Annotated in this window: 12 protein-coding genes and 1 pseudogene; 11 read left to right on the top strand and 2 right to left on the bottom strand. The window is 28.4% G+C overall.

What is annotated here, in order from left to right:
• Positions 1-11 precede the first annotated feature (11 nt).
• The 11 genes and pseudogenes from ACN6I1_RS09070 to ACN6I1_RS09020 all read left to right on the top strand — a co-directional run bounded on the left by ACN6I1_RS09070 (position 12) and on the right by ACN6I1_RS09020 (position 12,109).
• Positions 12-281, top strand: a complete 270-nt coding sequence (locus ACN6I1_RS09070) for a hypothetical protein (RefSeq protein WP_170075141.1) — start codon at positions 12-14, stop codon at positions 279-281.
• A gap of 173 nt (positions 282-454) precedes the next feature.
• Complete coding sequence (locus ACN6I1_RS09065; protein ID WP_021431186.1) at positions 455-1,273, top strand: MerR family transcriptional regulator; 819 nt, start codon at positions 455-457, stop codon at positions 1,271-1,273.
• Between the two features lie 256 nt (positions 1,274-1,529).
• Positions 1,530-1,667: pseudogene (locus ACN6I1_RS09060) on the top strand (cation transporter); the annotation flags it as partial.
• 21 nt (positions 1,668-1,688) lie between these two features.
• Positions 1,689-4,187, top strand: a complete 2,499-nt coding sequence (locus ACN6I1_RS09055) for a heavy metal translocating P-type ATPase (RefSeq protein WP_419741689.1) — start codon at positions 1,689-1,691, stop codon at positions 4,185-4,187.
• Positions 4,188-4,399: 212 nt separating this feature from the next.
• On the top strand, positions 4,400-4,912 hold the full coding sequence (locus ACN6I1_RS09050; RefSeq protein ID WP_419741688.1) for an ECF transporter S component: 513 nt from the start codon (positions 4,400-4,402) through the stop codon (positions 4,910-4,912).
• A 242-nt stretch (positions 4,913-5,154) separates the two neighbouring features.
• Entirely contained in the window at positions 5,155-6,495 is a 1,341-nt protein-coding gene (locus ACN6I1_RS09045; RefSeq protein WP_419741687.1) for a Na+/H+ antiporter NhaC family protein, read from the top strand.
• Between the two features lie 207 nt (positions 6,496-6,702).
• Positions 6,703-8,289 (top strand): ABC transporter substrate-binding protein, encoded by a 1,587-nt coding sequence (locus tag ACN6I1_RS09040; RefSeq protein WP_419741686.1) that lies wholly within the window; start codon positions 6,703-6,705, stop codon positions 8,287-8,289.
• A gap of 79 nt (positions 8,290-8,368) precedes the next feature.
• Complete coding sequence (locus ACN6I1_RS09035) at positions 8,369-9,313, top strand: ABC transporter permease (RefSeq protein WP_150843047.1); 945 nt, start codon at positions 8,369-8,371, stop codon at positions 9,311-9,313.
• Between the two features lie 14 nt (positions 9,314-9,327).
• A complete protein-coding gene (locus tag ACN6I1_RS09030) occupies positions 9,328-10,173 on the top strand; it encodes an ABC transporter permease (RefSeq protein ID WP_419741685.1) in 846 nt (281 codons plus the stop codon).
• A gap of 9 nt (positions 10,174-10,182) precedes the next feature.
• Entirely contained in the window at positions 10,183-11,172 is a 990-nt protein-coding gene (locus ACN6I1_RS09025; RefSeq protein WP_419741684.1) for an ABC transporter ATP-binding protein, read from the top strand.
• On the top strand, positions 11,153-12,109 hold the full coding sequence (locus ACN6I1_RS09020; RefSeq protein WP_419741683.1) for an ABC transporter ATP-binding protein: 957 nt from the start codon (positions 11,153-11,155) through the stop codon (positions 12,107-12,109). Before ACN6I1_RS09025 ends, ACN6I1_RS09020 begins: the two co-directional genes overlap by 20 nt.
• Before the next feature lie 48 nt (positions 12,110-12,157).
• On the opposite strand, the gene ACN6I1_RS09015 is transcribed toward ACN6I1_RS09020, so the two are convergent.
• Positions 12,158-12,619, bottom strand: coding sequence for a hypothetical protein (locus ACN6I1_RS09015; protein ID WP_419741682.1), 462 nt, complete (start codon positions 12,617-12,619; stop codon positions 12,158-12,160).
• Positions 12,620-12,796: 177 nt separating this feature from the next.
• Positions 12,797-13,636: a hypothetical protein gene (locus tag ACN6I1_RS09010; protein WP_419741681.1), complete on the bottom strand. Its 840-nt coding sequence runs from the start codon at positions 13,634-13,636 to the stop codon at positions 12,797-12,799.
• Positions 13,637-13,748: the final 112 nt, after the last annotated feature.

Here is a 13,748-nt window from a genome sequence, read left to right as displayed (position 1 = left end):
ATTAAATTAAATTGATAGATATAAAAAATTTTAGAAAATATGCATTTGAAAATTTAAAAAAAATTGATGTAGGAAATAAAATTGAATTACTCACTTTTAAAAAGGACAGAAAAGTAACGATTGAAAAGATTGACCAAAATATATTTAATGTGATTCAAGATGGATTTGAGTATAAGCAATTTTATAATTTAGATAGTAAAAAACTAGAAAAAGCTTTAAAACAAATTCAACGAGCAGAATTTCCGAGAAGTAATAAGTTTTTTTTGAAAATAATAAAATAGAAAAAATAATAAGTTTAGAGTTGCATACACTAAACATGAGGACATAATAGAAGTATTTTTTATATCAACTAAAATAATCAAAAATGAACTTGTAAAGTTATTAGAAAATACAAATTTAACAGATTAGATGGATTTAGTGTAGCATTATGCTAAAATATATCAGAGGTGATTGAATGGGAAAATATTTATCTATTGGTCAAATGGCTAAACTAAACAATATATCGGTTCAGACTCTTAGGCATTATGAAAAAGTTGAATTATTAAAACCTTCATACATAAATGAAACTACAGGATATAGGTATTATTCTATGAAAGATTTTAGTACTATAGATTTAATAAAACAATGTAAAGCTATGGGGATGCCACTAGAAGAAATAAAGGAAGTAACACATAACTACACATCTTTAGAATCAATTTTTAATATACTTGGAAATCAAAAACAAATAATTTATGAAAAGTTAAAAGAATTAGATAATATCAAAAACAAAATTGAATCTCTTGAAAATAAGATAAAAATTTCACTAGATAAAGGGCTTAACACTGTATTTATTAAAGAGAATGAAGAAAGAACTTTTAAAACATATCATTGCAAAGATAGATATACTGATGAATTTGAAATTATTTTGAGAAAAGTATTATTAGAAGTAGAAAAAGATTATGAAAATGTAAATGCTGAAATTGCGTTTACAACTTCGTATAGTGACATGAAATTTAATCAGAATGTAGTTTATAAAAATGTAATGATAAACTTGGGTGAGAATAAAAATTTTATAGATGAAAAAATAATAAAAATACCCAAAGGTAAATACTTAACTATGTATTTTGATGATGCATATAAAGATTCAGGCAAATATTATGATGTAATTATGAAATATATAAAAGATAATAATATTGAAACTATAGGTGATTTTCACGAAATATATATAATGACTAGGGTTGGTATGGATGGAAAAGAAAAGTCGCTTGGACAAATCGAAATATTAATGAAATAAAAATGCTGGTATCTATTAGGTTATCAGCTTTTTTGCGTTTATAGAAAATAATAGTTGATAAAAAATACTAATTACTTATAAATTTTAGTTAAAAATATATAAAATTAAATTTTATGAAAAAAGTGTTTCAAAATACCCATAGGGGGTATATAATGTTATTATAAACTATTAAATTTAAGGATGGTGAAAACCAATGAGTATAAATACAAATAAAAGTACTTATAAAATAACTGGGATGACTTGAGCAGCTTGTGCAAAAGCTGTTGAGAAAGCAGTTAAAAAATTAGATGGGGTAGAAAATCAGAATGTAAACATAGCAACAGAAAAACTGGACATAGAGTATGATCCGAATAAAGTTAAATTCACGGATTTAAAGGATGCAATAGAAAAAGCAGGGTATGGTATAAAAGAAGAGGTGAAAAACACAGAAATTTTTGAAAAAATTGACATAAAAATAAAGGGAATGACATGTCAATCTTGTGCAAAGGCAGTTGAAAGAAGTGTAAAAAAATTAGATGGAATAGAAACTGCAAATGTAAATATAGCAACAGATAAAGCAACAATAACTTATGATGGATCAAAAGTTAAATTATCGCAAATTAAGGGTGCAATAGAAAAAGCAGGCTATAAAGTTGTAGATGAAGCTAAGCAAATTGATATAAAAATAGAAGGGATGACATGCCAATCTTGTGCAAAAGCAGTTGAAAGAGGTATAAAAAAACTAGATGGTATTAAATCTGTAAATGTAAATATAGCAACAGATAAAGCAACAATACAGTATGATGGATCGAAAGTAAAGTTATCACAAATTAAGGGTGCTATAGAAAAAGCAGGTTATAAAGTTGTAGAAAAAATTAAAGACAATAATATAGATGAAGATAAAATAAGAAAAGAAAAAGAAATAAAGGTTCTTAAAAATAAGCTTATAGTATCAATGATATTTGCAATTCCATTATTATATATAGCTATGGGACCGATGATGCCTAAACCATTTGGTCCATTACCTATACCAGAGGTTATAAACCCTATGCATAATTCACTAAACTATGCATTAGTTCAATTATTATTAGTAATACCTATAATCGGAGCAGGATACAAATTTTATATAAATGGAACTAAAGCATTAATAACTAAAAGTCCAAACATGGATTCTTTAGTTGCAATAGGTACAGCTTCAGCTCTTATATATAGCATGTATACGACTATACAAATTGCTACAGGAAAAATTGGGCATGTAGTTGGACATGATCATCAATTATATTACGAAAGTGCTGGTATAATAATAGCACTAATATTACTTGGGAAATATCTAGAAACTAGATCCAAAGGAAAAACTTCAGAAGCTATAAAAACTCTTATGGGATTACAGCCAAAGACTGCTATAATAATAAAAAATTCACAGGAGTTAGAAATACCAATTGATGAAGTTGAAGAAGATGATATTATAGTAGTAAAACCAGGAAGTAAGATACCTGTAGATGGGATAGTAATTGAAGGACATACTTTAGTAGATGAATCTATGCTTACAGGAGAAAGTATGCCTGTTGAGAAAAAAGTTGGAGATAAGGTAACTGGAGCTAGTATAAATAAAAATGGTAATATAAAATTTAAAGCAGAAAAAGTAGGAAGTGATACTGCTCTTGCTCAGATTATAAAATTAGTTGAAGATGCACAAGGAAGCAAAGCGCCTATAGCAAAATTAGCTGATACTGTATCTGGTTATTTTGTGCCAACAGTTCTAGCAATAGCTACAATAAGTGCATTACTTTGGTTCTTTGTAGGTGGAAAAGATTTAGTATTTTCTTTAACTATTTTTATATCTATATTAGTTATAGCTTGCCCATGTGCATTAGGACTTGCAACACCGACAGCTATAATGGTTGGAACAGGTAAAGGGGCAGAAAATGGTATATTAATAAAAGGTGGAGAAGCACTAGAGTCTGCACATAAAATAAATACTATAATATTTGATAAAACAGGAACTATAACAGAAGGAAAACCTGTTGTAACGGATATTGTAACTACTAATATAGTTAGTGAAAAAGAACTTCTTCAATTTGCAGCAAGTGCAGAAAAAGGGTCAGAACATCCACTTGGAGAGGCTATAGTAAAAAAAGGCGAGGAAGAAAAATTAGAAATTTTAAATGTAACTAATTTTAACTCTATAACAGGTCATGGTATAGAAGTAACAATAGATAAAAAGAATATATTCTTAGGAAATAAGAAACTTATGGATGATAAAGATATAAGTACAAGCGAGTTAGAGACAATTTCGGATAAATTAGCAAGTGAAGGTAAAACTCCAATGTATATATCTATTGATAATAAACTAGCAGGTATAATAGCTGTTGCTGATATAGTTAAAGAAAACAGTAAAAAAGCAGTGAAAAGATTACATGAAATGGGAATTCAAGTTGCTATGGTTACTGGAGATAATAAAAAAACAGCAAATGCAATAGCAAATGAAGTTGGTATAGATATTGTTTTAGCTGAAGTATTGCCAGAAGATAAAGCAAATGAAGTTAAAAAACTCCAAGAAAAAGGTAATTTTGTAGCAATGGTAGGTGATGGAATTAATGACGCTCCTGCATTAGCTAAGGCTGATATAGGTATTGCTATAGGAAGTGGAACTGATGTTGCAATTGAATCTGCAAACATTGTATTAATGAAAAGTGATCTTATGGATGTCCCTACAGCTATCAAATTAAGTAAAGAAACAATCAAAAACATTAAGCAAAATTTATTCTGGGCATTTGGATATAATACAATAGGGATACCTGTCGCAGCAGGAATTTTATATTTATTTGGAGGACCTTTATTAAACCCTATGATAGCAGCAGCTGCTATGAGTTTAAGTTCAGTATCTGTAGTTAGTAATGCATTAAGATTAAAAAACTTTAAAGCATATAAATAATAAAAAAGAATAGCCAAATTAGGCTATTCTTTTTACGTTTAAGTAAATTAAAATTTAATTATGAAAAATCTAGGGTAAAAGTATATATGTATATGATAATCATTGTATCCATACAATCAAAAAAAAAATTGTATGGGTACAATAATTATTGTATGTTTGAATACGTTTCTTTATAATAAAAGCATAAGAAATTGATCGTGGAGGTATATAATATGCATGAGGATACAAGGAAAACAGTGCTTAAGGGTCTGATGATAGCTTTAGTTTGTATTGCTACTATGACAATACAAATACCAATGCCAGGAACTGATGGATATATTAATATTGGAGATAGTGTTATTTTCATTTCATCAATATTATTTGGACCTATAACAGGTATGATAGCGGGAGGAATCGGTTCTGCTTTTGCGGACATATTAAGTGGATATGCTCATTGGGCAATATTTACTCTTATCATAAAAGGATTAGAAGGATATTTAGTTGGTATTATAATGAAAAATCATAACACAATTATAAAAAGTGTACTTTCAACAGGAATAGGAACTTTAACAATGGTAATAGGATATTTTATAGCAGGAATAGTATTAAAAGGTAGTGCTATAATTTCAGCAGCTTCTATACCTGCTAACTTAATACAAGGAATAGTAAGTATGGTAATAGCTATTCCGCTTTCATATTCTCTAAGCAAAGTGAAATATGTTAAAATGTTTAAAGCTCATTCTTAGAATAAAAAATATACAAATTAAATAAAAAAGCAAGTGAATAAATGTTAATATTCACTTGCTTTTTTTTTACACTTAATGAAATTATAATTGCTGGAAAAAGTGTTTAAAATTTAACATAATTGATTTTCTCTATATTTACAAATTAGTACATAGATATTTGCAATTTTACATATTTATACAATTTTCATACAATAGATGTTGGGTTAAGAAGCTTATTCATAATGTAAAGGGAGGAAAAAATTATGGAAAATATAGACGATAATAGTCTGAATCAAAAAAAGGGAAGTGCAATAGCATTACTTCCTATAGGTGTATTTTTAATATTATTTTTAGGTAGTGGGATTTTAACTGGAGACTTTTATAAAATGCCAGCATTGACAGCATTTGTAATTGCAGCTGTAGTTGCATTTATAATTAATCCTAAAGAATCTTTAGATAATAAAATGGACGTTTTTTTAAAGAATGCAGGTGATAGCAATATTCTAATAATGATTGTTATATTTTTATTAGCAGGAGCTTTTGGCAGTGTAGCTAAAGCCATGGGAGGGGTAGACTCTACAGTTAACTTAAGCTTAGCGATTTTACCACCAAATTTATTAGTACCAGGTTTATTTTTAATGGTATGTTTTATATCTACATCAATGGGAACATCTGTTGGGACGGTGTCTGCACTAACACCTATTGCTATAGGAGTATCGCAAAAAACTGGAATACAATTAGAGTTACTAGTAGCAATAATAGTTGGTGGATCTATGGTTGGAGATAGTTTATCGATGATATCAGATACAACTATAGCAGCGGCAAGTACACAAGGCTGTCAGATGAAAGATAAGGTTAAAATGAACTTCTTTGTTATACTTCCAGCAGCATTACTAAGTTTTATAATAATAGCTGTAATGACAGCCGGGACAGCAGCTTCAGCTGAAGCTGGACATTATGAAGTTATAAAAGTTGTTCCATATGTTGCAGTATTAGTTGGAGCTCTAGCTGGAGCGAATGTTTTCGTACTTCTTGCAGGAGGGGTTGTATTTGCAGGAGCTATAGGTATTTTTACAGGAACTTTAGATATGTGGCAATTTATAGATGCTGTATCTCAAGGTATGGCTGGAATGCAAGAGTTATGTATATTAGTAGTAATAGTAGGTGGGGTAATAGGACTAATAAAACACAATGGTGGTATAGATTTCATATTAAATTTTGTAACAAGCAAAATAAAAAGCCCAACTGGAGCTAAGTTTGGAATAGCTTTAATTGCTAGTATAATAGATTTATGTACAGCAAATAACACTATAACTATAATAACAGCAGGACCATTAGCTAAGGACATTGGGAAAAAGTATGGTCTTGATCCAAGAAAACTTGCAAGTATATTAGATTTATTTTCATCATGCTGGCAAGGTATGATTCCTTATGGAGCTCAAATATTAACGGCTGTAGGAATTGCTGGAGTTTCATCTATAGGAGTTATTAAATTTTTATATTATCCAATACTTCTATTAATATTTGCAAGTATCTCTTTAGTAGTAGAGTTTCCTAAATTAAGCTTTAAAAAAGAAGCTAACAAAGAAAGTAGAGCTAGTTAAAATTAAAAAAAATAAAAAAGGACTTATTTAAGTCCTTTTTTATTTTTTTACTAAAAATTATATTAAATAACTTATTTAATGTGATTGTTTTTATCTATATATGAATAGCAACAAATAGAAAATAACGATTTTACATATTTATACAATTTTCATACAATAGACCTGGGACTAATATCTAATATTTATACAATTTCAAGGGGGATTAAAATGAAAATTGCAAAACGATTAATATCGCTAGGACTAATCAGTACGATGCTGTTTACTGTAGGCTGCTCAGCTAAAGGCTCTGAAAGCAAAGACTCGGGAAAAACAAATAGTGCTTCAAGTGGTAAATCTATAACTTTAGTAGCGGGGGGAAATCCGCAAACTACAAATCCATTGTATGCCAATGATAGAGCATCAATGACGCTTATGAATGCTATTTATTCACCGTTATACGTTATAGAAGGTGAGAAGAAAACGTTCTATCTAGCTGAAAAAGTTGATATATCAGATGATTATTTAACTTATAAGGTTAAATTAAGAGATAATTTAAAGTGGCATGATGGAAAGCCTATAACTACAGACGATATTATATATACATATAATGCTATTATGGATAAAAATCAAAATTCAATAAGAAGAGCAGATTTTTTAGTAAATGGAGAACCTGTTGAATTCAAAAAAATAGATGATCAAAATTTTGAAGTTAAATTGCCATCAGTTTTAATGTCATTTGAAGATACACTAAGCTCTTTAAGACCTATACCAAAGCATATATTTGAAGGGGAGAAAGATATAGCTAAGAGTGAAAAAAACAATTCACCTATAGGTTCTGGACCATATAAAATAAAAGAAGTAAAATCTGGAGAAAGTATATTACTAGATAAGAATACAGATTATTTCTTGGGAGATCCAAACTTAGATACTGTAGCATATAGAATAATTTCAGATAGAAATTCAGCTGCTATGGCGCTTCAAAATGGAGAAGTTCAAGCAAATTATGTTAAACCAGACCAAGTTGAAACTGTATCAAAGAATAAAAATTTAGATGTAAAAATATTTGATGAGGGAATGGTAGATAATTTAGTTTTATGTGAAGAAAATAAAGATTTAGCTAAAAAAGAAGTAAGACAAGCTATAGCTTATGCAATAAACAAAGATCAAATAATGACATCGGCTTATGGGTCAGATAAATATGCTAAAAAAGCATACTCATTATTTGCGCCAAATACATTATATTACACAGACGATGTTGAAAAATATGATTATAACAAGGATAAAGCTAAAGAATTATTAAAATCTGCAGGATCTGAAAACTTAAAATTAAGATTAGGATACACTAATGGAGATAAAACTTTAGAATCAATAGCATTAGTGATACAAAATAACTTAAAAGAAATAGGAATAACAGTTGATTTAGTGCCTCTAGAAAGAAGTGCATTTTTAGGTCAATTATTTACAGAAGATTTATCTACTAGAACATTTGATATGGCTATAAATGGTTATGTTATGGGGAATGAACCAGCGGCATATGCATCTATATTTACAAATGAAGAGTCAAATAATGTACAAGGTTATTCAAATGAAGAAGTAAATAAACTATTTAAGGAAGCATCTATAGAGACAGATAGTGCTAAAAGAGGAGAACTGTATAAAGAAATTCAACAAAAAGTAGTTGAAGACGTTTCATTATACCCTATAGCATATCCTAAATCTATGGTTGCTATAGATAAACAATACACAGGAATAGATGAAGCTAAATTAGTTCCGATATATATGTTCCAAGATTTATCTAAATTAAATAAGAAGTAGTGAAAATGATATATAAATTTTAGAGCTGTTTCATAATAGAAACAGCTCTTTTCAAGTAAGCTTAGATTGGGGTGACAGTATGAAAGAAAAAATTATAAAAAGACTTTTAAATATGATACCAATGTTGTTTTTTATAACTATAATATCATTTATATTAATGCACTTAGCACCAGGAGACCCACTACAGGCATACATATCACCGGATATGAATGTAGAAGATATAGAAAGAATTAGAGAAAGTTTAGGACTTAACGATCCAATAATAGTTCAATATTTTAAATGGCTATTTAACACTATACAAGGAAATTTAGGATACTCAATGGTTAATAGTAAGCCTGTGCTAGATCTTATATTGGAAAGGTTAGGACCAACTATTTTACTTTCTGGAAGTGCATTAGTAATATCTATTATGATATCAATACCAGTAGGGCTTATATCAGGTTATAAGAAAAATTCAATAATAGATAAGGTGTTAAATGTAGTTTCATATATTGGGATTTCCATACCTAGTTTTTGGTTTGCGATGATGCTAATATATGTTTTTTCAATAAAATTAAATATATTTCCTAGTGTAGGTATGAGGACTATTGGAGTAGATACAACTTTAGATTTAATAAATCATTTAATATTACCCGTTACGGTTTTAAGTTTTTACAATTTATCAGTGTATATAAGATACATTCGTTCAAGTACTATAGAACAATTAAAACAAGATTATGTCACTACTCAATATGCATATGGAGCTAGCACGAAAGATATACTTTTTAAACATGTACTAAAAAATACTTTATTGCCTGTGATAACTATATTTGGAATGTCACTTCCTAGTATTTTTACAGGTGCCTTTATAACAGAAACTATCTTTGGATGGCCAGGAATGGGACAACTAGGAGTAAATGCAATTTTTGGATATGACTACCCAGTAGTTATGGGAATAACTTTATTTTCATCGGCTATGCTGATAATCGGGAATTTGATAGCTGACATACTATATGCAATGGTAGATCCTAGAATTAAATCATAAGAGAGGGTAGTAAAATGAATGATAGAGTAATTAAAAATTTAAAGATAAATTTAAAACAAAATAAGCTAGCAATACTAGCCATTGCAATTATTGTGATTTTTACAATCGCTTCAGTTTTTGCATTTTTATCACCTTATGACCCTAATCAGATAGATCCGACTAATAGGCTTTTAAGACCGAGCCTAATACATTTATTTGGAACAGATGATGTAGGTAGAGATTATTTTACTAGATCCCTTTATGGTGGAAGAATATCACTTATGGTAGGGTTTATGGCAATGATAATATCTACATTGGTAGGAACTATTATAGGGGCTATAAGTGGATACTTTGGAGGTAAAATAGATGATTTTATAATGAGAAGTATAGATATTCTTATGTGTATTCCAACATTTTTCTTAATTTTGGTTATAAATTCTTATTTAGGGGCATCAGTTAAAAACTTAATACTTATAATTGGATTTTTAGGATGGATGTCAATTGCTAGAATTGTAAGGGGAGAGACACTATCGGTAAAAGAAAGAGAGTATGTATTATATGCAAAAGCGTCGGGACAAAGCTCTTTTAAAATAATAACTAAGCATATAATTCCAAGCATACTACCAACTATAATTGTTTCAGCTACTATAAATATAGCAACCGCAATACTGTTAGAATCATCATTAAGTTTTTTAGGTGTTGGAGTAACTCAGCCAAATGCATCATGGGGAAGTATGTTGAAAGATGCTCAAAGTTATTTGATGGATGCGCCTTACTTAGCATTTTTCCCAGGTATGTTTATATTATTGACCGTACTTAGTTTTAATTTAATTGGAGATGTGTTAAGAAATGTATTTGATCCAAAAGCAAATGACAGGTAGGTGAGAAATGTGGAAAAAATATTAGAAGTCAAAAACTTGAAAACGTCTTTCTTTACACAAGAAGGAGAAGTTGAAGCAGTTAGGGATGTTAGCTTTGATGTATTTAAAGGAGAAACTGTTGGAATTGTTGGTGAAAGTGGAAGTGGAAAAAGTATAACATCAAAATCAATAATGAGAATTATAGAGAAACCAGGAAAAATAAAAGATGGCGAAATACTTTTTGAAGAAATAGATTTATTAAAATTAAGTACTAAAGATATGAGGAAAATAAGAGGCAATAAAATATCTATGATATTTCAAGATTCTATGACTGCCCTAAATCCGCTTATAACAGTTGGAAACCAGATACAAGAAATTATAATTAGGCATCAACATTTAGATAAAAATGAAGCTAGAAAAAAATCTATTGAAATTTTAAGAAAAGTAGGAATACCCTCACCTGAAGATAGAGTAAATAGGTATCCTCATGAGTTTAGTGGTGGAATGAGACAAAGGGTGTGTATAGCAATGGCTATAAGTTCTAATCCCAAACTTTTAATAGCTGATGAGCCAACAACAGCATTAGATGTTACTATACAAGCTCAAATACTAAATCTTTTAAAAGATTTAAATAAAGATAAAGATAGCTCTATAATGCTAATAACACATGATTTGGGCGTAGTTTACAATACTTGTGATAGAGTAGTTGTTATGTATGGCGGTAGAATAATGGAGATAGGAACGGTAGATGAGATTTTTGAAAATCCAAAGCACCCATATACTATAGGATTGTTAAAATCAATTCCAAGAGGGGTTAGCACTAAAAAAGAAAGATTAACATCTATAGAGGGTACACCTCCAAATTTACTAAAACCTCCTAAGGGATGTCCATTTTATGATAGATGTAATGAAAAAATGGACTTGTGCATTGAAAGACCTGCAACAAAACTAATTAATGAAAATCATAAAGTAGACTGTTGGAAATATTCAGGAGGAAAAAATGAATTTAATAGAAGTTAAAAATTTAAAAAAATATTTTATTCAAAAAAGTGGTTTAATAAAAAAAGATGTAAAGGAAGTTAAGGCTGTAGATGATGTTAGTTTTTATATAAAAAAGGGTGAAACGTTAGGATTGGTTGGAGAAAGTGGTTGTGGGAAATCTACATTAGGAAGAACTTTAATAAGATTATATGATGTTACAGATGGTGAAATTTTATTTGATGGAGAAAATATATCTAAAAAAAATGAAAAGCATTTAAAAGAATTTAGAAAACGAACACAAACAATTTTTCAGGATCCATATGCATCTTTAAATCCTAATATGAATGTAATGGAAATCATTTGTGAACCATTAGATATACATACGAATTATTCTAAGAGTGAGAAAAAAGATATTGTATATAATCTGCTTGAAAAAGTTGGATTAAAAAAAGAGCATGCAAACAGATATCCACATGAGTTTAGTGGAGGACAAAGGCAGCGTATTGGAATTGCTAGAGCACTTTCAGTGAAGCCGGATTTTATATTTTGTGATGAACCTATATCAGCTTTAGATGTTTCAGTACAAGCTCAAGTTATCAATTTACTCGAAGATTTGCAAGAAGAGTTAGGGATAACTTACTTATTTATAGCACATGACTTATCTATGGTAAAACATATATCTGATAGAGTTGGAGTTATGTATCTAGGAAAGATAGTAGAAATCGGAAGCAGCGAAGATATATACAGTAACCCTAGACACCCATACACAAAGGCTTTATTAAGTAGTATTCCAATTATCGGAGAAAAAACAAAAAAAGAAGTTTTAGATGGAGATGTACCGAGCCCTATAAATCCACCATCTGGTTGTAGGTTTAGAACTAGATGTAAACATAAAACTTTGATTTGTGAACAAAAGGAACCTGTTATGATTAAAACAGATAGCGAGCATTTTGTTGCATGTCATAATTTAAAATAAACATAAAAAACAGGTATATAATATATACCTGCTTTTTTTATGTTTATTTTAAATTTCAAATTCTTTAGGCCTTATAAATTTTAAAACAAATTTTTTACTATGACCAACTATCCATATACATAAAAATGTTATAAAAAATGCAGTACCTAACTCAAATATATCTATCATAGAAAAACTCATTCTCATAAATATCATATAAGAAGTAATCATAAAGACTATGTAATTTATACTAAATAGCAAATCTACTAATTTTTCAGACCAACCATCTAAATATAATTTTCTCGATTTAAAAAGCTTACAACCCATATTTTTCATTTCTGAGAAAATAGAATAAAATGAATAAATTATTACTGAAATTAAAAAAACACTTACACTATATGGTATTTTGTATATAAAGCTTACTCCCCCTGAACAAGCTAAAATGAACAAACATAGCATAACCTTTTTAAATAAATATTTAATAAACATAAATCCTAATATACATGCTATTAAAATCAATATTAATTCCAAAATATCAACCCTTTCTAAACTTTAAAATACGAAATATCATTATATATTATTTTCTATATTATAACAATTACTCACCTTTTTATTCTTATGGAAATTATACTTTATCCTGAACTATGGATAAATATAATTTCCGGCTGATAACTTGAGCAACGGACCTGATTTTTAAGGTCGTTGGCGTTATGAACAAAGTGAATTTTTTATAATATTTATTAAAAATGATACAAAAAGTGTTAATAATGAAAAAATTAAACCTACAGTTAAAAATAAAAAAACATAAACATTAAACTTAAATATAAAAATATTTTTAAACAAATTAGCTTGATTTAATAAATTGATAAAAAGAGTAACTATAAAAACAAAAATAAAACACACTATAAAACCTTTAAAGCTTCCTTTTAAATCAGCGAGGCTTAAACTCATATGTGTGGCTATAGAATATATGAAAAATAGCATAATTAAGTGTTTTAAATCAGCTAAATATTTTAGAGAGAACATGCTTTTTAATATTAATAAAGTATCATTAATTAAAAGACTAAAAACTTTTAAATAGTCAGTTGACTCAAGGTATCTAATATACAAATCAATATGTATATTATTTGTAAGTACTTGGTATGTATCATTAGAAAATAAAATTAAAAGTATCCATATGAATAAAGTACCAAAAATCATAGGGGCAATACCTATAAAAAAATTGCCAATTTGCTGATATAGATTACTTGAATTATAAGTATGTTTCACATATCCTAAGACTCCATCTTCTTTATATTTAAAAGGTCTAAATAATTCAATCTTAACTATTTTATGGTTAAATATAAACACCATTAGCATATGGCTTAACTCATGAACTACAGTTCCTATAAAACCAGTAAATACTATAAATTTTATTCCAAGTGAATTTTGTATGAGTTCATTATTTTTAGATTCAATTAAGTTTAATAAAATACCAAAAACTATAAAAACTCCTAAAACACTAGCTAAATTTAAAAAGCTTTCTATAAACGTATTAAAAATAATCATATTACTACCTCATTTTATTTTAAGTAAATTTTATTACAATATATTATCATAACTATGAATATTATATCAAATTATGAAATTTTAAAGTGTGCTATAATATATAATTGGCAAA

Source organism: Paraclostridium dentum, assembly GCF_048568265.1.
Classification (GTDB): domain Bacteria; phylum Bacillota; class Clostridia; order Peptostreptococcales; family Peptostreptococcaceae; genus Paraclostridium; species Paraclostridium dentum.
The sequence above is the reverse complement of the archived record's forward strand: the minus strand, read 5'-3'. Positions and strand labels throughout refer to the sequence as shown.

Bases quoted from the DNA above. Each gene is read 5' to 3' on its own strand.
- ACN6I1_RS09065 (WP_021431186.1), top strand. From the start codon at position 455: ATGGGAAAATATTTATCTATTGGTCAAATGGCTAAACTAAACAATATA.
- ACN6I1_RS09050 (WP_419741688.1), top strand. From the start codon at position 4,400: ATGCATGAGGATACAAGGAAAACAGTGCTTAAGGGTCTGATGATAGCT.
- ACN6I1_RS09045 (WP_419741687.1), top strand. From the start codon at position 5,155: ATGGAAAATATAGACGATAATAGTCTGAATCAAAAAAAGGGAAGTGCA.
- ACN6I1_RS09040 (WP_419741686.1), top strand. From the start codon at position 6,703: ATGAAAATTGCAAAACGATTAATATCGCTAGGACTAATCAGTACGATG.
- ACN6I1_RS09035 (WP_150843047.1), top strand. From the start codon at position 8,369: ATGAAAGAAAAAATTATAAAAAGACTTTTAAATATGATACCAATGTTG.
- ACN6I1_RS09030 (WP_419741685.1), top strand. From the start codon at position 9,328: ATGAATGATAGAGTAATTAAAAATTTAAAGATAAATTTAAAACAAAAT.
- ACN6I1_RS09020 (WP_419741683.1), top strand. From the start codon at position 11,153: ATGAATTTAATAGAAGTTAAAAATTTAAAAAAATATTTTATTCAAAAA.
- ACN6I1_RS09010 (WP_419741681.1), bottom strand. From the start codon at position 13,636: ATGATTATTTTTAATACGTTTATAGAAAGCTTTTTAAATTTAGCTAGT.